The organism is Endozoicomonas sp. (genome assembly GCF_031844845.1).
Taxonomy (GTDB): Bacteria; Pseudomonadota; Gammaproteobacteria; order Pseudomonadales; family Endozoicomonadaceae; genus Endozoicomonas.
In genome coordinates this window covers 27,822-48,581 of sequence record NZ_JAVRMB020000128.1, presented here as the reverse complement: position 1 = coordinate 48,581, position 20,760 = coordinate 27,822, and the positions used below count along the sequence as shown (strand labels likewise).

Sequence of the window (20,760 nt, the reverse complement as noted above, 5' to 3'; positions counted from 1 at the left end):
GTTTTGCCTCGTTTACTTTGAATCCCTCAGCTTACGACACTTCTTCAGTGTTTCAGCAATAAGGAATGCCAGTTCCAGCGCCTGGTCAGCATTCAACCGTGGGTCACAATGAGTATGGTAGCGGTTGCCCAGGTGATCTTCGGTGACCGCATGAGCACCACCAACACATTCGGTCACATTCTGTCCGGTCATCTCAAAGTGGACACCACCAGCATAGGTTCCTTCCGCCCGGTGAACAGCAAAGAACTGTTCAACCTCCGCAAGGATTTTAGCCACTTCACGGGTTTTATAGCCACTGCTGGCTTTGTAGGTATTCCCGTGCATCGGGTCACAACTCCAGAGCACATTCCTCCCTTCCCGTTGAACGGCTTTAAGCAGAGGTGGCAGACCTTTCTCTACATTGTCAGCTCCCATACGAACGATGACGTTCAACTTGCCGGGAATGTTTTCCGGGTTGATCAGGTCAATCAGGCGAATCAGGTCATCCGGCGGCAGAGTTGGACCGGCCTTCAAACCAATGGGATTTTGTATGCCACGGATAAATTCCACATGGCCACCATCCACCTGACGGGTGCGGTCACCAACCCAGAGCATATGGGCAGAACAGTCATACCAGTCGCCAGAAAGACTGTCACGACGGGTTAACGCCTGCTCGTAAGGGAGCAATAATGCTTCATGAGAGGTATAAAACGCGGTCTCACGAATGGTGGATGAGTTCTCTGAAGAAATGCCACAGGCTCTCATAAAGTCCAGGGTTTCATCAATCCGGTCGGCCATATGTCGGTACTGATCGGACTGTGGACTATGGGAAACAAAGTCCAGGTTCCAGGCATGAGCCTGTTCAAGAGATGCCAACCCGCCCTGGGCAAAAGCACGAAGCAGGTTCAATGTTGATACAGACTGATTATAGGCCTGCAGCATTCTTTGTGGATCTGGTTCTCGGGAGGCCTGGGTAAATTCAGTACCGTTAATAATATCGCCGCGATAAATAGGCAGTTCAACACCATTAATGGTTTCACTGCCCGTGGTTCTTGGCTTGGCAAACTGACCCGCTAAACGCCCCACTTTGATCACCGGACAGGCTGCCCCAAAGGTGAGCACCACAGCCATCTGCATCAAAACTTTAAAGGTATCCCGAATATTGTTGGCAGAAAACTCACGGAAGCTCTCTGCACAGTCACCACCCTGCAGTAAAAAAGCTTTGCCTTCAGTGGCTTCTGCCAGACGGTTTCTCAATTCATTCACTTCACCTGCAAACACCAGTGGTGGCATTGCAGCAAGTTCCCGCTCAACCCGGCTCAATTTTTCCTGGTCGGGATATTCTGGAAGCTGGAGCAGCGGCATACGTCTCCAGCTATCAACACTCCATGAATTCATTCAGTCACCAGCTCTTTCACACACTTTAAAAACGGCCATTCTACCTGAATAAAATCATCAAGGCTCTGACGTTATTCCCAGCAATAAAATATGAAAAATGCTCAGTTGAAAAAAATGCAACGAACGCAACAAGCCTTGCCCTGTGCGGGTCTTTTGGTCGCAATAATACAATCATTTCTCTATTTTCAAAGTAATGATTGTATTTAGGACTTGCATAAAGGCAGCTTGAGCCTTGGATCATAACAACGAATGTTGCGCTCGTTGCGGTTTTAATCAAGAGAGCATTACCACTGACTAACCAATGATGCAGCTTTATAGACAGCGTCTTTTTTTGTTATAAGTTCTACCCAGACGACAATACGTAACTATACTAACAACCATGAATTTTTCACTGCCTTCCATGATCACCATTAAATCCGGCAAAATTATGATGTGCCGGAGGGGGGATCGTGGATAGCTGAAAAGCAAAAACGAGCCCCCGCACCCTAACCGGTCCGGGGGCTTTTTTATGTTTACCCCACTGAAAGGAACAAGAGCGTGAACGAACTGAACCTCCGGCTCATCACTACAAATGACCCAAATGCTCTGGAACAGGTTCTCCAATGCAGCAGCGAGAATGGGCTGCACCTGAAAAGTTTTTCAGCCGAACTGAACCCACAAAAAGATCAGTATGAAATAAATATGTGCGTATCTGGCTTTTCCAGCCAGCACCAGATTGTTGGCAGGCTGGCTCAGCAGGAGTACATCCGTGAGCTGAGCCCGGTTAAGTCCCGCGGATTACTCTGAATGATGAATGACTATTGACCCCTGGCGATTGGATGCCCGGGGTCTGTAATCCATTCACTCCACGATCCGGGATAAAGCGTTGCGCCTGACAAGCCAGCATACTCCATGGCAAAAATATTGTGGCACGCGGTAACTCCGGAACCACAGTAGAAGACCGGCCGGGAATCTTCGCCAATCAGCGAAGTCAATATTTCTCGCAGGTTATCCGCAGACAGAAAGCGGCCATCTTCATCCAGATTCTCGGTAAATGGCCGGCATACCGCACCGGGAATATGGCCAGCAACAGGATCCAGTGATTCCTCATCACCACGGAAGCGCTCATAAGCCCTGGCATCAATCAGCTTATGTAGCTGACCGTTTCCTTCTGATTCCATTTCAACAAGCAAGTCTTCTGCAGAAACCACCGGCATATATCCCGTTGAAAATCGGTGCTGACTTTCAGGCCTTTTTGGAATATCCGCTGTTACCGGATAACGACCGGCAAGCCAGGCTTTCATGCCGCCATGCAATATTTTGACCTGAAAAACACCCGCCCAACGGAGTAACCACCAGGCCCTCGCTGCCATGGCATGACTGCCATCGTCGTAAACCACAACCTGTGATTGCTCATCAATACCCCACGACCTGAGGGTAGCCAGCCAATCTTCCGGTTCGGGCAGTGGGTGCCTTCCGGTTTTGCCCGGAACAATAAGGCCTGAGAGATCCTCTTCAAGGTTCCCATAGGTAGCACCGGGAATATGACCCTGCAGATACATCACCCGCCCCTGTTTGGGTTCAGCAAGGCTGAACCGGGCATCCAGCAGAATCAGGTGCTCATCTTTCAACAGGGTTGCCAGCATCTCCGGCTCAATCAACAAGGGCATCTGGCAGGCTCCATTAACACATTATTATGAAAGAATTATGACGATGAAACACCGCCTCCACACAGTAAAAAAACGGCGATGGCTTTGCAAGAAGTCTTGATAGAACTGGAAAGATGTCAAACAGAAGGCAAAAAAAAACCCACCAGGTCAACTGGTGGGCTCACATCCATGTGAAAAGTGCATCCATGCACGATTTACGTTATCAGCCCACTATCTATGGCAACAGCAGCGATCACGCTGAACAACGTGAGATATTTCTCACACGACCTTTATTGTTCAGTGGGCGACTTGTCGACAATCTTGTCATTGCGAATGACTTTTTCCGACAACAGATCAGTCAGCTCCCCATTTTCCGGCTCCACGAGGATAATTCGGGTTTCATCAGATGGCTCATCAAAACCTACTTCAGGATACTCTGTAACCTCTTTAACTGAAGCGTCTGAGGTTACGTCCTCAACAGGCACAATATCCGTAACGGGCAACGCTACAGGTCTGTCATTCCCGGCATAGAAAGTGGCATAGAAAAACCAACCTGCCACACCGATGGCCAGCAGCATTGCTACCAAAACTGCAATTGTCTTTTTACTCATACCCACCCTCAACAACGGCTATTGCCTGTTGGAAATTTAAACGGAGCCAAAGCCCCGTCCGAGCAGTTTATTGCATTCTCACGACCCGGGTTGTATTTCCCTGAGTCAATATCTTTACCTGATCACCCACCTGTAAAGGGGCTCTTGGATCAGCCTCCTGAACCACCGAAATATAGTTACCCGTGTCGAGTCGAATGGTCATTTCAACACCCTGCTGCGTGGTCAGCTCTTTTTCAGCCATATTACCCAGTACGCCACCGGCAACACCACCGAGAATCGCAGCAATATCACTGCCTTTACCACCACCAAGAGTTGAGCCGGCAATACCACCAATAGCTGCACCAGCGACAGTGCCTACAGCCCCTTCGGTTCCTTCCAGCTTGACGTTCTGCAGCTCTGTAATCGTACCAAAGCTCACCTGCTGAATGCGGCGGGCATCTCTACTGGAGTAAGTTGTACCCGTGCTGTCGGTCATACAGCCTGACAGAAAAACCATAAAAGTGATGGGCAATATGGCCCAGTAGCTTCTCACACTCATTACTTCAACTCCTTAAATCTGTGCGGCTATAGTACCTGATCCCGGAGAAGCTTGTGATATGAACCCTATTTCCAAACGGTAAAATTTGGCTAAGCTTTTTATCAATGATTCTGCAGGCCAGCTGAAGATTGTTTTAAAGTCCCACCCATTCCCAAACAAAAAAAGCTGATTTTCCGAGAAGAAAAACCAGCTTTATTTAACATAGAAAATAGCGCTTTCCCGTTAACCCACCCAAACCCGGGCATTTCGGAACATTCTCATCAGCGGAGCATCTTCACCCCAGTGATCGGGATGCCAGCTGTTCTGAACGGTACGGAATACCCGTTCAGGGTGCGGCATCATAATGGTCACCCGACCATCGGTAGAAGTGAGGCCGGTGACCCCCTGTACCGAACCATTGGGGTTGTATGGGTAACGATTGGTGGGTTTACCCTGGTTATTAACAAACTTCAATGCCACCTGACCACTGGCAGCCAATCGCTCAATATGTGATGGGTCCGCAAACTCTGCATGCCCTTCCCCATGAGCAACGGCAATAGGCATTCGGGCACCTTCCATCCCCTGGAAGAAGATCGAACGGCTCTTCTGCACTTCAACCATGGCTAACCGGGCCTCAAACTGCTCAGACTGGTTACGAACAAAGTGTGGCCAATACTCAGCACCGGGAATCAGGTCATGGAGGTTGGAAAGCATCTGGCAACCGTTACATACGCCCAGGGCAAAGCTGTCCCGGCGATCAAAGAAACGGGCAAACTGATCACGGGCCTGCTCATTAAAGAGAATGGACTTGGCCCAACCTTCCCCTGCACCCAGGACATCCCCATAAGAGAAACCACCACAGGCGACCAGGCCTTTAAACTCATCCAGAGTCCTGCGACCGGAGAGGATGTCACTCATGTGTACATCCACGGTCTTGAAACCAACCCGATCAAAAGCGGCAGCCATTTCCACCTGACCATTGACGCCCTGCTCACGCAGAATCGCCATGGCGGGTCGCACACCGGTGTTAATGTAAGGAGCTGCTACATCCACGGAAATATTGTAAGGCAGCGAGACATGCAGGCCCTCATCACGATCATCCAGAAGGTTGTCATACTCCTGTTGTGCACACTCAGGGTTATCACGTAATGCCTGTATCCGGAAACTGGTTTCCGCCCACCACCGCTGGAACTTGACGCGGCTTTCGCTCACCAGTTCAGCACCATTGAACCGGAAAGTAATCCGCTGATTATCAGCCAGCCTGCCAATAGCATGGGAGCAGGAAGCCAGACCATGCTGGGCCAGAATATCCTTAACCGCACCCTTATCACTGTGGCGAATCTGAACGACAGCACCCAGTTCTTCATTAAACAGGGCTGGAATCACCATGGACTTGTTGCCAGCCAGTTTATCCAGGTCAATGGCAATACCGGTATGGCCAGCAAAAGTCATTTCAACCAGTGTGGTGAACAGACCGCCATCAGAGCGGTCATGATAGGCCAGCAACAGGTCTTTCCCCATCAACTCCTGAATGGTATTAAAGAACGCTTTCAGATCTTCCGGAGAGTTCACATCCGGAGCCGTATCACCCACCTGACCATAGACCTGGGCCAGCGCAGAGCCTCCCAGACGGTTATGATCCCGGCCAAGGTCAATCAACAGCAGGTCGGTATCTCCCTGGTCAGTGCGAAGCTGTGGTGTCAGTGTCTTGCGAATATCCTGAACGGTCGCGAACGCGGTGATGACCAAAGACAGTGGTGAGGTAACACTCTTGTCTTCACCATTTTCCTGCCACTGAGTTCGCATGGACATGGAATCCTTACCCACTGGAATCGCAATACCCAATGCCGGACACAGCTCCATGCCCACCGCTTTCACGGTATCAAACAGGTTTTCATCTTCACCCGGGTGACCCGCAGCAGCCATCCAGTTTGCTGACAGTTTGATATCCCCGATTTTCTCAATGCGGGCAGCCGCAATGTTGGTGATGGCCTCACCAACCGCCATACGACCAGAAGCGGGTGCATTGATCAGGGCAACGGGAGTGCGTTCTCCCACAGCCATGGCCTCACCGGTGTAACCCTCAAAAGCAGTTGCAGTGACCGCACAGTCAGCGACAGGCACCTGCCAGGGACCCACCATCTGGTCACGATTAACCAGACCGGTAATGGTTCGGTCACCAATGGTAATCAGGAAATTTTTACTGCCTACCGATGGCAGCTTCAACACCCGCTCCATGGCTTCACGAAGGCTGACATCATCAAGATCAAGGGCATCCCGTGTAAATGGCTGGCGCTTGATTTCCCGATGCATTTTGGGTGGTTTACCCAACAGTACATCCAGCGACATATCCACAGGATGATTGTTGAAGTGACTGTCATCCAGCAGTAGCCGTGGTTCTTCAGTGGCTTCACCCACCACCGCATAAGGGCAACGTTCCTGCTGACAGATTTCCTCAAACCGGGAAAGATCCTCAGCCGCCACCGCCATAACATAGCGTTCCTGGGATTCATTACACCAGAGTGCCCGCGGAGACATGCCCGGTTCATCATTATTGATGGCCCGCAGCTGAAAGTGGCCGCCCCGACCACCATCACTCACCAGTTCAGGCAGCGCATTGGAAAGACCGCCGGCACCCACATCGTGAATAAAGGCAATAGGGTTTTTGTCACCCTGCTGCCAGCAACGGTCGATCACCTCCTGACAGCGACGCTCCATTTCCGGGTTATCCCGTTGCACACTGGCAAAATCCAGATCTTCCTGGCCTTCACCGGACGTCATTGAAGAAGCCGCTCCGCCACCCAGGCCGATCTGCATGGCAGGACCGCCCAGTACAATCAGCCTGGCACCTACCGGAATATCACCTTTTTCAACATGCTCAGCCTTAATATTGCCAAGGCCACCCGCCAGCATGATGGGTTTGTGATAGCCGCGAACTTCATAGCCCTTTGCACCTTTTACCAGGGCTTCGAAGGTTCGAAAATAGCCACAGAGATTCGGACGACCAAACTCATTATTAAAGCCGGCACCACCCAGTGGACCATCAAGCATGATATCCAGTGGCGAAACAATCCTCTCGGGTTTGCCATAATCCTGCTCCCAGGGCTGCTCGTAGCCCGGTATTTTCAGATTGGATACCGTGAAACCGGTCAGGCCAGCCTTGGGTTTTGAACCTTTACCAGTCGCGCCTTCATCACGAATTTCACCACCAGAACCGGTTGCAGCACCAGCCCAGGGAGCAATTGCCGTTGGATGGTTATGGGTTTCCACCTTCATGAGGATATGGATATCTTCCTCATTAAAGCCATATTCCCGACTGTTGGTTTCTGGGTAAAAACGCTTTGAATGGAAACCTTCAATAACAGAGGCATTATCTGTATAAGCTGATAACACCCCTTCACCGTGCATCGCGTGGGTATTACGGATCATCTTGAACAGGGAAAGATCCTGCTCTTCACCATCAACAGTCCAGGTGGCATTAAAAATCTTGTGTCGACAGTGTTCGGAGTTCGCCTGGGCAAACATCATCAACTCGACATCAGTGGGATCTCTTTTCAGCTTCTCGTAGCTGTCCACCAGGTAATCAATTTCATCGCCTGCCAGTGCCAGGCCAAGGGACTGGTTTGCAACAACCAGCGCCTCTCTGCCGCCCTCCAGAACAGAAACAGTGGTCATTGGAGCAGGTTCGGATTCAGCAAACAGACGGGGGATATCGCTCTCATCACGGAGTACTGCCTGGGTCATCCGGTCATGCAACATTTCAGCAATCAGGCCTTCCTGATTTTTAGAAAGCTGAGCATCAGCAAAAACAACAAACCGAATACCTCGCTCAATACGCTGGATCATGCTGAGGCCACAGTTATGGGCAATATCCGATGCCTTACTGGACCAGGGAGAAATGGTACCGGGACGGGGAACCACCAGAAATTCTGTCTGAGAGGCAGAACCTTCGGGCTCTGTCTGTTGAATCTTGGGTCCATAAGTCAGAAGCCTGGCCAGAATATCGGCCTGTCGGTCATTTAACTCTCTGTCACTCAACGACTGAGTTTTGACATAATGCTGGAATTCAGCAACAACACAGGAAATCTCTGGCACTCTGCTCTGCAACTGAGCAAGCAGCTTTTGACTGCGGAACTGGGAAAGTGCAGGGGCGCCACGCAGTATCAGCATGTTCTGGTCTGTCCTCGGGCCTGATTAAAGCGTTAAGCAATGAGGAGCTACAGCCCGGATGAGCAAATAATAAGCATCAGGAAGCCCGCATAAATGGCCACTTCCTGATTGGATTACAAGCCAGTCCTTATGCTACAGCCTCTCAACTCAGGGGGATGATTAAAAGCTGCCTATATTAATCGAAACCCGCCTTCGGAAACCAGCAGTCACGGGGTATTTATTGCGCTATTTATCAAGAAAAGGCTTCTTTCTTCTCTCTTCACGAACCTGTTGCCGTCGAAAACGAAAAAAATCGCTGATCATCGCACTGCATTCTTCCTGAAGGACGCCACCAGTAACCTCAACCCGATGATTCATCTGGGGCTGCTCAAGTACCCTTGCCGCACTATCGATAGCACCTGCCTTGGGCTCGGTAGCCCCATAAATCAGACGCCGGATTCGACTATGGACTATCGCCCCGGCACACATGGTGCAGGGCTCCAGCGTCACGTAAAGATCACAATCCACCAGCCGGTAGTTCCCGATGGCTGCAGCGGCAGACTGGAGTGCCAGAATTTCGGCATGAGCAACCGGGTTACAGGAAGAAATCGGCTGATTACAGGCTCGAGCAATGATCTGACCATCTTTAACCACCACCGCTCCAACAGGCACTTCACCCATTTCACGGCCTTTATCAGCCTCCAACAGGGCTTCTTTCATCCAGAAAACATCATCAATCACAAACTATTCACCAGACCAGATATTGATAATCTTCAATTATTTTGTATCTTGAAGGAATGATCCCGGCTTTGCATCCGTTAATTCTGCAAAGATTTTGAGCTTTTATGAAATCCACCTGTCTGCCGATTAAAACTATGGAATTTTTTTACATACGGAATGTCTGAGCTATATATAGTGTCTAAGCTATAAATAGATTATCAAAAATAAATTGCTCAATTATGAAAAATAAATCAGTGGAGGGAAGGACCTGATGTCTTTCAAGCAGAATGTAGAACAGCATCTACAACACTTTGCCCAGAGCATCGGTCTGGGAGAGCTCAAGTTAAACGAACATGACGCCTGCGGGCTGTGTTTTGACGATACCTTAATCGTCAACATGGAATACCTGGAGGATGATGAAGCCCTGGTATTTGTCGCTTCTGTTCGGCCAATGGATGCTCATGATTCAACCAAGACTGAACTCTTTGAAAAAATGCTTTCTCTGAATCTCCAGCATCACAGTATGCAGGGAGCATTCCTGGCATTAAACCATGACAAAACTGAAGTTCTGTTAATTCGTTCTCTGCAGGCTTCCTGTGACTACGGCTTATTTGAATCAACACTGGAAAAGTTTGTGAACACCCTTGAATGGTGTGTCAGCGAGCTGGACCAGGCAAAACAGGATCAACCCATAACACCCAAAACACCACCCCGTCCACAAAATGGTCCCGGAGGTCCCGGTGGCCCTGGCGATATGGGTATGATGGTTTAATTACTTGAATCTTCGATAATAAAGAAGGGTTTCTCCAACCCTTCTTTTCTTTCCCCCCCTCCAGTCTGCCTTCACTTATTTATCACTGCCATTTCAGCTCGAAACCATCAGGCCGACACTATATAGGAAGAAGCCGGTGCTGGCTTAATGCCAAGGGTAATCATCAAGTTTCCAGCTTCGTCTTGAGTAGAAGCACTATACTCCGTCGCGTCTGGATAAAAACGCAAAACAGACAAGAATAAGAAGTGCTGGCCATTCCAGCCATGAAAATGGGATGGATCTCAATAGCGGCATTTCCAGAGTAAAAAAATAATGGAGGCATCAAGTTGGCTCAAGCATTTAACTACCTGACCACGGCACTTCAGGGAACTGTTGAGGGCAGCAGGCTGGTTGATATTCGTGGACGTGTCACTGAGGTGCGGGGCATGATCATTAAAGCAGCTGTGCCTGGTGTCAAAATTGGCGAGCTTTGCCAGCTGGTATCCCCTGACAACCCTGATGACAATGACCGGAATTCTTATGCTGAAGTAGTCGGCTTCCAGGGGCATGAAACGGTACTTGCTCCACTGGGAGAGATCATGGGGATCTCCTCAACCACCGAAGTAATTCCAACCGGAAAAGTGCATCATGTCGCTGTCGGCCCTCACCTTTTAGGTCATGTTCTGGATGGCATGGGAAACCCCTTAAATCCGGAAGCATTTAATGGTATTGAGCCTGAAGCTCACTACCCTGTGTATGCAGATGCACCCGATCCAATGACCCGCCGGATTATTGATCATCCAATTCCGCTGGGTGTTAAGGCGATTGACAGCGTCCTGACCTGTGGTGAAGGTCAGAGAATGGGTATTTTCGCTGCCGCTGGTGGTGGTAAGAGTACCTTGCTGTCCATGCTGGTTAAGGGTGCGGAAGTCGATGTCACCGTTCTCGCCCTGATCGGTGAGCGGGGACGTGAATTACGGGAGTTTATTGAACATGACCTTGGCCCTGAAGGGATAAAGAAATCGGTCATTATTGTAGCCACTTCTGACAAATCCTCCATGGAACGTTCTAAGGCGGCTTATACCGCTACAGCGGTTGCAGAATACTTTCGGGATAAAGGCAAACGTGTACTTCTGTTGATGGACTCTGTCACTCGCTTTGCCCGAGCCCAGCGGGAAATCGGTCTGGCGGCTGGAGAGCCACCAACCCGCCGTGGCTTCCCGCCTTCCGTATTTGCGACCTTACCCAAGCTGATGGAGCGCTCAGGCATGTCGGATGTCGGCTCGATTACGGCATTTTATACCGTACTGGTTGAAGGCGATGATATGACAGAGCCAGTGGCGGATGAGACCCGCTCAATTCTGGATGGACATATTATTTTATCCAGAAAACTGGCTTCTGCCGGCCAGTTCCCCGCCATTGATGTTCTGGCCAGCGCCAGCCGGGTCATAACGGCTATAGCTACAGAAGAACACCGTGCAGCGATAACAAGGCTGCGCACATTGATGGCCAAATACGAAGAAATCGAGTTACTGGTCAAAGTGGGCGAATACAAACAGGGAACCGACCCTGTTGCCGATGAAGCCATACACAAGATTGACATGATAAGGACATTCCTGAAGCAGAGAACCGATGAACTGATGCCGTTTGATCAAACCATCCAGCAACTTCAGCAAATCGCAGGTTACTGACAGAATGCTTAAGGACCTGCTGAAAGTTAAAAAAATCCGCGAAGAATCTGCGGATCGAGAGGTCAAGCGTTGTCAGCATGAACTTGACCTGGCACAGCAGGAGGTTGAAAAGCGCAAGCAGGAAGTCGAACAGCGCAAGCAGAAACTGCAAGAATATATTACATGGCGCAGTCAAGAAGAGCAGCGTCTATACGATAATATTATGAACACCAATGTTCAGCAGCATGATCTGGATATGCTGAAACAGAAAGTTGCCATGTTGCGCGAGAAAGACGCGTCAATGGAACAGGAAATCTCTGAAGCAGAGCAGCGGGTGGTAGAAGCAGAACAACAGGTGGCAGAAGCAGAGCAGATTCTTGAGGCGGCCAGGCAGAAACATTACAAAGCCAGAATTGCCGTCGAGAAATTCGGAGAGTTCTGCAAAGTACAGGATGAAGAGGATGAAAAAGAAGTCAAACGTCTTGAAGACCTGGAAATGGAAGAGTTTACCGTCAAATCCAAGGAATAGGAGCCAATAATTATGTCGACAGAAGGCCTTAACCAAAGCGGTAGCTCTCAACCAGCTCCTCCGTCTCAACCGCAGGACTATAACCAGCAGAGCCGTAAAGTTTCAGAAAGGCAGGCCGGCGACTTTGCTGACCGGATGACAAAAGAGAAACGGGAAAAAGAAAAAAAGGCCGGTGGAGATAAAAAAGACCAGAGCCTTGAGAGTCTGGTTGCCGAGCGCAGCAAAAGTTCAAAAGGTGCTGTCAAAGGCCGCCAGGAAAAAGATCAGGGCGGAGAAAACATGTCGCATAATATGCGGGATGGCTCAGAGCACGCCTTAATCAATAATACTCAGGGTCAGATAAAAGCAGATGCTCAGCTTCGTGAGATCCAACAAGTCAGCAGTGTTAAGGAAATTGATGCCGCACTGCATAAACTGGCGGATCAGATTCAAGTCTCCGCCAAAGATGCAATCAACGGGGCAGAGGTTCGAATTTCCCTGAAAGACAGCGTGCTTCCTGGTACCGAGATCAGAATCCAGAGACAGGGTGGCGAGCTGACGGTAACCATGAACACCACATCAGCAGAAGCCGGAAACTTTCTGGCACAGCACGAAGCGAACCTGCAGAAAATGCTGGCTGAGCGGTTCTCGAACGACAAGGTTCAGGTAAATATCAACATGTCAGGTGGTGACAATCAGGATACCGATGGTCGCTCACGTAACCAGTATGTTTCTGAAGATAACGACCAGAACTCATCAAACGATCGGGCATAGGCTAAACCATGGCAGCAGAACTTCTTGATCTACCCACTGTTTCACCCTCGCAGCTGCTGCTTAGTCAAATCCTCAGCAACCGTCTGAAAGAAATTGCTCTGCAGGTTCATGAGGATCGGTGGGACATTTCCCTAAGCAGTATCGCGGCAGAAAATATGCCGCCCATCTGCCTGCAGCTCGAAATAAACCACCAGCCTGTCTCTCTGTATACCGGCAGTGCATTTATTGACCGTATAATGCCAGACAATCTTAACAGTCAGGTGCTAGAGAAGCTCCCCAGAGAGTTAATGCTGGCGGCCCTGGAAAACAGACTGCAGAACTTACTGGACTACCTGATGCAGGGGCTTGGTATCTCGATCAAGTTCTCTGACATGATGCCAAATGCTGATCACTCAAAACGGGCAGAACTGGCGATGACAATCCAGATAGCCGGCACACAATACCCCATCTATCTGGAAAGCAACCCCATTGTATTTGAGCTGCTGAAACTACTCCCCACTCATATCCACGAGCAAACCACCGATATACCTATCTGGGCAGGTTTGGAACTGGGTCAGGCAAAACTGTCTAAAGAAGAAACCAGCGGGCTGAGTGTCGGTGACATTGTATTTTTTCATTATCACGTAACCGGACAACAACTGATTATCCGAGTCAGCCCTGACGTTGCTTTCATCGGAGAGGCAGAAGGTTCTCAAATCACCATCAAGCACAGGATGGATACAATGGAAGACGATCAAATACATGATGATCAGGACCCGATAGACCTGTCCGATATTGAGGTCGAACTTTTATTTGAAGTGGGTCGTCAACAATTCAGTGCCCAGGAACTTCAGACGCTTCAGTCAGGCCATGTATTTGAACTGGATCGCCCCATTGAACAACCGGTTCGTGTTCGGGCCGGTGGCAAGTTGATTGCCGAATGCCAGCTTGTACAGATAAATAATCGACTGGGCGCACGTATTACCAGAATTGTCGACTGACTCTTTTAAGACAATCTTTATAAAAAAGCCTCTTGCTTACACAGTGAGGCTTGCAAAGGACGACTATGGAAAGCGGCGCGATAACTCTCACCAGTCCTTTTTATTTGATGCTACCGCTGGCGCTGATCGCGCTGGTGCCTTTCCTGGCGGTCATGGGTACATCATTTCTGAAACTGGTTGTCGTTTTTTCCATCCTGCGAAATGCCACCGGCCTACAGCAAATACCGCCCAATATTGCCATGAATGCCCTGGCAATCATCCTGTCCCTTTACATTATGGCGCCCATCGGTTTTGAGATCTGGGATACGGTGGAAGAAGAGAATATCAGTTTCCAGACCGATGACACCAAAGCACTGATGGGTAATATCGAATTACTGGTCAAACCTTACCGGGACTTTCTCAAGAAGAATACCAACGAACGGGAAAGAAATTTCTTCCTCAAAACAGCCCGACAACTCTGGCCAAAAGCTTATCAGGAACAACTGTCTGCAGATGACCTGATCGTTCTGATGCCGTCATTCTGTATCAGTGAACTGACCAAAGCCTTTGAAATCGGCTTTCTGCTCTACTTACCGTTCATCGTTATTGATTTGATCGTATCAAACATTCTGTTAGCCATGGGTATGATGATGGTATCCCCCATGACCATCTCGCTGCCTTTCAAGCTGCTGCTGTTTGTTTTACTGGACGGATGGACGCGTCTGATTCACGGACTGGTGCTGAGCTATGCATGACCCGCATATACTAACGCTGACAGCCCAGGCACTCTGGCTAACCTTACTGCTCTCCATGCCTCCGATCATTGCTGCGTCGATCGTTGGCCTGTTAATCAGCTTGATTCAGGCATTAACACAAATCCAGGAGCAGACCCTGCCCTTCGCCTTCAAGCTGATTGCCGTGGTCATCAGTATTTTCCTGACGTCGCGATGGATGGGCATTGAGATCTATAACTTCTCTTTAGCCATCATGAATATGATTCAAAGGCTCTAGTTCATGATACTGCCCATCGACGACCTGAAAGACTGGTTCTACCTCCTTTCGATGGGGATGCCACGAATAGTCGCCATGTTTACCGTTTTTCCCATGTTGAACAAACGCAACCTGGGTGGTGCCATGGCTCGTAATGGCATTGCCATGTGTCTGGTACTTTTCATGCACCCAATGTTATCTGAAACCAGACCTGATGAAGCGCTCTCCATCTATGACACAGCAGGCATTGTGATCAAGGAAGTGTTCATTGGCGCGATTATGGGCTTTTGCCTGGCCATACCGTTCTGGGCACTGGAAGCGGCTGGTTTTTTTATTGATAACCAACGGGGTGCATCAATGGCCAGTACCATGAACCCCTTCTCGGGGGGAGAAACCTCGCCAATGGGGATCTTATTCAGTCAGGCCCTGATTGCACTGGTAATGACCAGCGGGCTGTTTCTGTTCATACTGGAAAGCTTGATGGTTACCTACAAAGTCTGGCCGATATTCAGCTATTTCCCCCAGCTCAACCAGGAAGCAACCACCTTCTTCCTTGGCCAGTTTGACCTGATCATCAATCTCGCCATGTGGCTATCCGCACCGGTCATTATCTGTATGTTTATCACTGAATTCGGCATTGCCCTGATCAGCCGGGCGGCACCGCAGCTCAACGTATTTATTCTGGCCATGCCCATCAAGTCCGCCGTCGCCCTTGCCATTCTGACTGTCTATATGGCGACCGTTCTGGAGTTATCCCGCAAATACCTGATGGGAATCCCTCAGTTGTTTGACTCACTGGGAGTGATCTGGCAATGAGTGCAGAAAAAACCGAAGAACCCACCCCCAAAAAACTCCGTGACGCCCGGGAAAAAGGGCAGGTGGCAAAAAGCAAGGAGGTATCCGGAACCTTCAACCTGATTGCCGTTCTGGCAACACTCTGGTTCATGAGTGACACCTATATCGACACCTTTAAGCAAATGGTAATTCTCCCCTCCCTGAGCTACAACGAGCCGTTTGAAACCGCCCTTAAAATCGTTATCACCGGTACCCTTGACTTAACAATGGACTTACTGATTCCTTTAGTCGCCGTCGCCATGGTTTCCGCGATTATCGGTAATGTCATGCAGTTTGGCCTGCTGTTTGCCCCTGAGGGTATCAAGCCGGATATTGGGAAAATCAGCCCGATTGGCGGATTGAAGAAAATTTTCGCCATGAAAAACCTGGTAGAGTTTTTCAAATCGGTTGTCAAGATATTATTTCTGTCGTTTGTTGTGTATTACGTAATCACCAGCAGTATTGGTGATATGGTCAACATGCCCCATTGTGGCAGCTCATGCATACTGCCAGTGGCGGCTCACCTGATAAAAAAACTATTACTCTATGCCATCATTGCTTTCGTGATCATTGCCGTACTGGACTTTATGTTCGAGCGTTTTAATTTCACAAAACAGAACCGTATGAGTAAGGATGAAGTCAAACGGGAGCACAAGGAAAGTGAAGGCAGTCCTGAAATCAAGGGTAAGCGGAAAGAGATTCATCAGGAAATACTGAACCAGGCAGAGAACACGGGTAAATCAGATGTTGTTATCAAAAACCCGACTCATCTGGCCATTGGCCTGCGTTACCGCCATGGAAAGACACCCTTACCGATGGTTACTGTCAAAGGTCGTGGAGGCCATGCCCGATTCATCATTAAAATTGCTGAAAAAGAAGGCATTCCTATTCTTGAAAATGTTCCGTTAGCCCATGCCCTGTTTCATTTAAACATCACCGACTTTATTCCTGGCGACCTGATTGAACCCGTTGCAGAAGTGTTCCGCTGGGTGCAGGAAATTAAAGAGCAGGAAGAGCAAAACCAGCAATCTTCTGATTAAGATTAAGGCCGTTGTCCGCTACCCGCTGCCCGAAAAAGCGCAAGCGGGCCCGACTTTTTCGGACAACGGGCATCGGGCACTTCATTCCGTCCGGGCGAGCTGTTCTTTTGCGAACATTTTTGCAAAAGGCTTGTGTATGGCAGAGGGCAAAAGCCGTTTAAATTTCTCAATCAAATGAGAGTCCGTACCAATCACCACTCGCTGTTTATTTTTCTTAACAGCATTCAGCATTTTGGCGACGGCTTTATCCGTATCCATAGCAAACTTATCCACCGTCCTGACAATAGCCGCAGCATTAGCAGGATTGCCTGCCTTATCCAGATGAGCATTCAGTATATTGGTTTTAATGGCACCGGGATGCACACAGGTAACTCCAATATTATCCATATGCAGCTCTGCCCAGAGGGTTTCACTGATCGCTCTTACTGCTGCTTTGGTTGCACAGTAGGATGACTGATTGGGCATCCCGATAAAGCCTGCAAGACTGGACATATTAATAATATGAGCGTTATCGGGTCCTTTCTTGCCCTGCTCTTTCAGATAAGGCAGGAAAGCCTTGGTACCGTAGATTACACCCCACAGATTAATACCCAGGACCAATTCCCAGTGCTCAATACTGAGATCTTCAAAACTGCTCTGTAAAGTAATCCCTGCGTTGTTGACCAGTAAATTAACAGCCCCATGCACGCCAATCACTTCTTCCGGCAGAGATTCCATTCGGCTTCGATCAGTGACATCAACAATATGACAGCTGACTTTTACGCCACTCTTTTTACAAATAGGTTGTAACAGCTCGGCAGTTTCATCCAATCCCTGCTGATTAACATCCGCCAGGGCAAGATGACAACCCTCCCTGGCAAGCTGCAAAGCCACTTCCCGTCCAATGCCACCACCGGCGCCGGTGATAACAGCCACTTTATTATTAAAATTATTCATAGGCTGAAGTCTGCTATTTAAAAGATTTTTTAAACCAGGAAGGCCACAAAGAACACCAGGGATTTATCCTGAAATAACTTACCCATTTTGCACTCAGTTTCCATTCCCCTTGAGCGAGGCGCTTCCCGCTTCCCGCTTCCCGCTTCCCGCTTCCCGCTTCCCGCTTCCCGCTTCCCGCTTCCCGCTTCCCGTAAAGCATGCGTCTTTTCTTTTTCGGGCGGCGGGCAGCGGGTCGCGGGCGGCGAATTTACTTAAATCAATCCCTTCTCTTTGGCCATGGTCAGCGCCAAATCTTCAATCATGTCCTCCTGACCACCAACGGTACCGCGACGACCCAGCTCTGCCAGAATATCACGGGCCTGCACGCCATACTTCGCTTCAGCGCGCTTGGCAAACAGCAGGAATGAGGAGTAAACCCCGGCATAACCCAGTGTCAGCGCATCCCGGTCAATCCGGATGGGCTGGTCCATCAGAGGCACCACCAGGTCTTCAGCCACATCACTGATCTTGTACAGGTCAACACCGGTTTCAACACCCATACGGTCAAGCACGGCCACAAACACTTCCAGCGGTGTATTACCAGCACCAGCGCCCAGGCCAGCTACCGACCCATCAATACGTGAAGCACCCGCTTCAATGGCTGCCAGTGAGTTGGCAATACCCATCGCCATGTTGTGATGACCATGGAAGCCCAGTTCAGTTTCAGGCCTCAATTCCGCTCGCAGAAGTCCCAACTTGTCAGTAACTTCATCTGGCAACATATAACCGGCAGAGTCGGTGCAGTAGATGCAGTTAGCACCATAACTCTCCATCAGCCTGGCCTGTTCCAGAATTTTCTCAGCACTGACCCTATGCGCCATCATCAGAAAGCCCACAGTATCCATGCCCATCTTTGCTGACATGCCAATGTGCTGTTCAGAGACATCCGCTTCAGTACAATGCGTTGCTACGCGAATGGTGGAAACACCCAAGTCTTTTGCCATTCGCAGGTGATCCAGAGTTCCAATACCAGGCAACTGCAAAACAGAAACTCTGGCATTTTTCATCTTGGGAATAACGGCATCCAGATACTCTTCATCGCTATGAGCAGGAAAACCATAGTTAACAGATGCACCACCCAGACCATCACCATGGGTGACTTCGATCAGAGGAATACCGGCCTCATCCATGGCAGTAGCGATATTCACCATTTCGTCCAGAGATATCTGATGCTGTTTGGCATGCATACCGTCACGCAGACACATATCATGGAGGGTGACTTTTTTACCTTTCAGGTTCATCGTTTATTCTCCACGTGCCGGTAAGGTGATTGCGCCCTTCGCTGCTTCTTCAGCAAACATCTCAGCCGTTCTCAGGCCCGCCGCCGTCATAATATCGAGGTTACCCGCATACTTGGGCAGAAAATCCCCAAGGCCTTCCACTTCCATAAAGACGGTAACCCGATTGCCATCAAAAACCGGACCATTTACCAGACGATAGCCTGGTACATACTTTTGAACCTCAGCTACCATATCGTGAACTGACCGAGTGATAGCTCTCTGATCTGGCTCTTCTGTGGTCAGACAGTGGATGGTATCCCGCATAATCATTGGTGGCTCAGCAGGGTTAATAATGATGATCGCCTTGCCCTTCTTCGCTCCCCCAACCTTTTCAACAGCACTGGACGTAGTCCGGGTAAACTCATCAATATTCTGTCGTGTACCAGGCCCTACAGAGCGGGAAGATACCGTGGCCACAATCTCACCGTATTCCACTTCCTGAACCCGTGAAACCGCCGCAACCATGGGGATCGTTGCCTGCCCGCCACAGGTCACCATATTCACGTTCATTTTCAACGCTTCTGTATGCTCTCTCAGATTGACAGGAGGCACACAGAAAGGGCCGATAGCAGCAGGCGTCAAATCAATCATAATGACACCCAGCTCATTCAACTTCCGGCTATTCTCAGCGTGAACGTAGGCTGACGTTGCATCAAAGGCGATGCGAATATCATCCTTGATGACGTGAGAAAGCACGCCATCGACCCCTTCTGAAGAGGTCTTGATACCCATTTCACGGGCACGTTTCAAACCCTCAGATTCCGGATCAATACCCACCATCCAGACCGGCTCGATCCATTCAGAGCGTTTCATTTTCATCAAAAGATCGGTACCGATATTACCCGGCCCGATAATGATTGCCTTCAGTTTCTCATTCACTTTCTCATAGCTCATGGCTGTTTTATTCTCCAAATGTCACAGCGGCCTTGCCCAAACCTTCAATTTCCAGCTCCATCACATCACCTGGTTGAACAGGTTCAAGAGGCACAAGGGAACCGGACAGAATAATTTCACCCGCTTTCAATGGAATGCCAAACTCACCGAGGGTATTAGCCAGCCAGGCAACAGCAGTCAACGGATCACCCTGTACCGCAGCCCCTACACCTTCACTGATTAACTGACCATTTTTATAAACTTTCATCTGCACAGCGGGCAGATCAATTGATCGAGGATCAACAGCTTCTTCTCCCAGCACAAACACGCCACAGGACGCGTTATCCGAAACGGTGTCCTGAATTTTGATCTGCCAGTTATGAATACGGGAATCAACAATTTCAAAACAGGGAAAGACAGACTCGGTGGCATCCAGTACATCCTGTTCAGTCACACCAGGACCCACCAGATCCTTTTTCAGTTTGAAGGCAATTTCTCCTTCAGCTCTGGGTTGTATGAGTTTGTTTTCCGAACAGGAAATGGTTTCTCCATTTTTGAACCACATCTGCCGGGTAATAAACCCAAAATCTGGCTGGTGAACATTCAGCATGTCCTGAACCGCTTTGGAGGTTACCCCTATTTTTTTGCCAACAATCTTATCGCCTGCAGCAACCCGACGTTCCACCACATGAAGGGAAATGTGATAGGCATCTTCAACAGAGATATCGCTTTCACGTTCCGTTAGCGGGGTAATGGTCTGACCACTGGTCAGAGCCTCATAAAGTTCATCACCGTACTGCGATCTTTTATCTTTATTCATTATTTTTATTCGCCTCGTTCCCAGATTCTGAGGTTGTTGCAAAAGGTCTTAAATGCCGATTTCTACCCCCCCTCCGTCTTTCCCGCGAAGGCGGGAATCCATCTCGAGAGCGGGGTCTATCTCGAGCAGTGGATCCCCGCCTTCGCGGGGATGACGGTTGGGAGTTAATTCTCCCTTTTGCGACACCCTCGAAGGCGGGGATCCACTGCGTGGTAGATTCCCGCCTTCGCAAGAATGACGGAGAGCTGGTACTTTCTACAATGCCACGTCCCAAAGCCCTCGCA

The 20,760-nt window shown here is 49.4% G+C and carries 20 protein-coding genes; 10 read left to right on the top strand and 10 right to left on the bottom strand.

Going from position 1 to position 20,760, the window contains the following annotated elements:
- Positions 1-12: 12 nt before the first annotated feature.
- Complete coding sequence (locus tag RM811_RS06365) at positions 13-1,377, bottom strand: class II 3-deoxy-7-phosphoheptulonate synthase (RefSeq protein ID WP_402521986.1); 1,365 nt, start codon at positions 1,375-1,377, stop codon at positions 13-15.
- 537 nt (positions 1,378-1,914) lie between these two features.
- On the opposite strand from RM811_RS06365, the gene RM811_RS06360 reads away from it, so the two are divergent.
- Entirely contained in the window at positions 1,915-2,163 is a 249-nt protein-coding gene (locus RM811_RS06360) for a hypothetical protein (protein WP_402521984.1), read from the top strand.
- 11 nt (positions 2,164-2,174) lie between these two features.
- Here RM811_RS06360 and RM811_RS06355 read toward each other — a convergent pair whose 3' ends face one another.
- The 5 genes from RM811_RS06355 to tadA form a co-directional block, all read right to left on the bottom strand.
- Positions 2,175-3,026 (bottom strand): sulfurtransferase, encoded by an 852-nt coding sequence (locus tag RM811_RS06355; protein WP_402521981.1) that lies wholly within the window; start codon positions 3,024-3,026, stop codon positions 2,175-2,177.
- A 269-nt stretch (positions 3,027-3,295) separates the two neighbouring features.
- Entirely contained in the window at positions 3,296-3,616 is a 321-nt protein-coding gene (locus tag RM811_RS06350; RefSeq protein WP_402521979.1) for a hypothetical protein, read from the bottom strand.
- 67 nt (positions 3,617-3,683) lie between these two features.
- A complete protein-coding gene (locus RM811_RS06345; protein ID WP_402521977.1) occupies positions 3,684-4,154 on the bottom strand; it encodes a glycine zipper 2TM domain-containing protein in 471 nt (156 codons plus the stop codon).
- Between the two features lie 222 nt (positions 4,155-4,376).
- A complete protein-coding gene (gene purL, locus RM811_RS06340) occupies positions 4,377-8,303 on the bottom strand; it encodes a phosphoribosylformylglycinamidine synthase (protein ID WP_402521974.1) in 3,927 nt (1,308 codons plus the stop codon).
- Between the two features lie 225 nt (positions 8,304-8,528).
- Complete coding sequence (gene tadA / locus RM811_RS06335) at positions 8,529-9,020, bottom strand: tRNA adenosine(34) deaminase TadA (RefSeq protein ID WP_402522035.1); 492 nt, start codon at positions 9,018-9,020, stop codon at positions 8,529-8,531.
- Between the two features lie 253 nt (positions 9,021-9,273).
- On the opposite strand from tadA, the gene RM811_RS06330 reads away from it, so the two are divergent.
- The 9 genes from RM811_RS06330 (at position 9,274) to sctU (ending at position 16,528) form a co-directional block, all read left to right on the top strand.
- A complete protein-coding gene (locus tag RM811_RS06330) occupies positions 9,274-9,774 on the top strand; it encodes a type III secretion system chaperone (RefSeq protein ID WP_402521971.1) in 501 nt (166 codons plus the stop codon).
- A 326-nt stretch (positions 9,775-10,100) separates the two neighbouring features.
- Positions 10,101-11,444 carry a type III secretion system ATPase SctN gene (gene sctN, locus RM811_RS06325; protein WP_402521969.1) on the top strand — a complete coding sequence of 448 codons (1,344 nt, stop codon included), beginning with the start codon at positions 10,101-10,103 and terminating at the stop codon, positions 11,442-11,444.
- A 4-nt stretch (positions 11,445-11,448) separates the two neighbouring features.
- Complete coding sequence (gene sctO, locus RM811_RS06320) at positions 11,449-11,952, top strand: type III secretion system stalk subunit SctO (RefSeq protein ID WP_402521967.1); 504 nt, start codon at positions 11,449-11,451, stop codon at positions 11,950-11,952.
- Between the two features lie 12 nt (positions 11,953-11,964).
- Positions 11,965-12,705 (top strand): type III secretion HpaP family protein, encoded by a 741-nt coding sequence (locus RM811_RS06315; protein WP_402521964.1) that lies wholly within the window; start codon positions 11,965-11,967, stop codon positions 12,703-12,705.
- Between the two features lie 8 nt (positions 12,706-12,713).
- Positions 12,714-13,685 (top strand): type III secretion system cytoplasmic ring protein SctQ, encoded by a 972-nt coding sequence (sctQ, locus tag RM811_RS06310; protein ID WP_402521961.1) that lies wholly within the window; start codon positions 12,714-12,716, stop codon positions 13,683-13,685.
- Between the two features lie 65 nt (positions 13,686-13,750).
- A complete protein-coding gene (gene sctR / locus RM811_RS06305) occupies positions 13,751-14,419 on the top strand; it encodes a type III secretion system export apparatus subunit SctR (RefSeq protein WP_402521958.1) in 669 nt (222 codons plus the stop codon).
- Positions 14,412-14,675, top strand: a complete 264-nt coding sequence (gene sctS / locus RM811_RS06300; protein ID WP_402521955.1) for a type III secretion system export apparatus subunit SctS — start codon at positions 14,412-14,414, stop codon at positions 14,673-14,675. The genes sctR and sctS overlap by 8 nt, the downstream gene beginning before the upstream one ends.
- Before the next feature lie 3 nt (positions 14,676-14,678).
- Positions 14,679-15,470: a type III secretion system export apparatus subunit SctT gene (gene sctT / locus RM811_RS06295; RefSeq protein WP_402521952.1), complete on the top strand. Its 792-nt coding sequence runs from the start codon at positions 14,679-14,681 to the stop codon at positions 15,468-15,470.
- The gene (gene sctU / locus RM811_RS06290) at positions 15,467-16,528 is read left to right on the top strand and encodes a type III secretion system export apparatus subunit SctU (protein ID WP_402521949.1); all 1,062 of its coding nucleotides are present in this window, start codon (positions 15,467-15,469) and stop codon (positions 16,526-16,528) included. The genes sctT and sctU overlap by 4 nt, the downstream gene beginning before the upstream one ends.
- An 81-nt stretch (positions 16,529-16,609) precedes the next feature.
- Here sctU and RM811_RS06285 read toward each other — a convergent pair whose 3' ends face one another.
- The 4 genes from RM811_RS06285 to RM811_RS06270 all read right to left on the bottom strand — a co-directional run bounded on the left by RM811_RS06285 (position 16,610) and on the right by RM811_RS06270 (position 20,476).
- Positions 16,610-17,464 carry an SDR family NAD(P)-dependent oxidoreductase gene (locus RM811_RS06285; protein WP_402521946.1) on the bottom strand — a complete coding sequence of 285 codons (855 nt, stop codon included), beginning with the start codon at positions 17,462-17,464 and terminating at the stop codon, positions 16,610-16,612.
- Between the two features lie 251 nt (positions 17,465-17,715).
- A complete protein-coding gene (dmpG, locus tag RM811_RS06280; protein ID WP_402521943.1) occupies positions 17,716-18,744 on the bottom strand; it encodes a 4-hydroxy-2-oxovalerate aldolase in 1,029 nt (342 codons plus the stop codon).
- 3 nt (positions 18,745-18,747) lie between these two features.
- Positions 18,748-19,662 (bottom strand): acetaldehyde dehydrogenase (acetylating), encoded by a 915-nt coding sequence (locus RM811_RS06275; protein WP_402522033.1) that lies wholly within the window; start codon positions 19,660-19,662, stop codon positions 18,748-18,750.
- Between the two features lie 22 nt (positions 19,663-19,684).
- A complete protein-coding gene (locus RM811_RS06270; RefSeq protein ID WP_402521940.1) occupies positions 19,685-20,476 on the bottom strand; it encodes a fumarylacetoacetate hydrolase family protein in 792 nt (263 codons plus the stop codon).
- Positions 20,477-20,760: the final 284 nt, after the last annotated feature.

Coding starts and splice junctions, on each gene's coding strand:
- RM811_RS06365 (WP_402521986.1), bottom strand. CDS start 1,377: ATGAATTCATGGAGTGTTGATAGCTGGAGACGTATGCCGCTGCTCCAG.
- RM811_RS06355 (WP_402521981.1), bottom strand. CDS start 3,026: ATGCCCTTGTTGATTGAGCCGGAGATGCTGGCAACCCTGTTGAAAGAT.
- RM811_RS06350 (WP_402521979.1), bottom strand. CDS start 3,616: ATGAGTAAAAAGACAATTGCAGTTTTGGTAGCAATGCTGCTGGCCATC.
- RM811_RS06345 (WP_402521977.1), bottom strand. CDS start 4,154: ATGAGTGTGAGAAGCTACTGGGCCATATTGCCCATCACTTTTATGGTT.
- purL (WP_402521974.1), bottom strand. CDS start 8,303: ATGCTGATACTGCGTGGCGCCCCTGCACTTTCCCAGTTCCGCAGTCAA.
- RM811_RS06330 (WP_402521971.1), top strand. CDS start 9,274: ATGTCTTTCAAGCAGAATGTAGAACAGCATCTACAACACTTTGCCCAG.
- sctO (WP_402521967.1), top strand. CDS start 11,449: ATGCTTAAGGACCTGCTGAAAGTTAAAAAAATCCGCGAAGAATCTGCG.
- RM811_RS06315 (WP_402521964.1), top strand. CDS start 11,965: ATGTCGACAGAAGGCCTTAACCAAAGCGGTAGCTCTCAACCAGCTCCT.
- sctQ (WP_402521961.1), top strand. CDS start 12,714: ATGGCAGCAGAACTTCTTGATCTACCCACTGTTTCACCCTCGCAGCTG.
- sctR (WP_402521958.1), top strand. CDS start 13,751: ATGGAAAGCGGCGCGATAACTCTCACCAGTCCTTTTTATTTGATGCTA.
- sctS (WP_402521955.1), top strand. CDS start 14,412: ATGCATGACCCGCATATACTAACGCTGACAGCCCAGGCACTCTGGCTA.
- sctT (WP_402521952.1), top strand. CDS start 14,679: ATGATACTGCCCATCGACGACCTGAAAGACTGGTTCTACCTCCTTTCG.
- sctU (WP_402521949.1), top strand. CDS start 15,467: ATGAGTGCAGAAAAAACCGAAGAACCCACCCCCAAAAAACTCCGTGAC.
- RM811_RS06285 (WP_402521946.1), bottom strand. CDS start 17,464: ATGAATAATTTTAATAATAAAGTGGCTGTTATCACCGGCGCCGGTGGT.
- dmpG (WP_402521943.1), bottom strand. CDS start 18,744: ATGAACCTGAAAGGTAAAAAAGTCACCCTCCATGATATGTGTCTGCGT.
- RM811_RS06270 (WP_402521940.1), bottom strand. CDS start 20,476: ATGAATAAAGATAAAAGATCGCAGTACGGTGATGAACTTTATGAGGCT.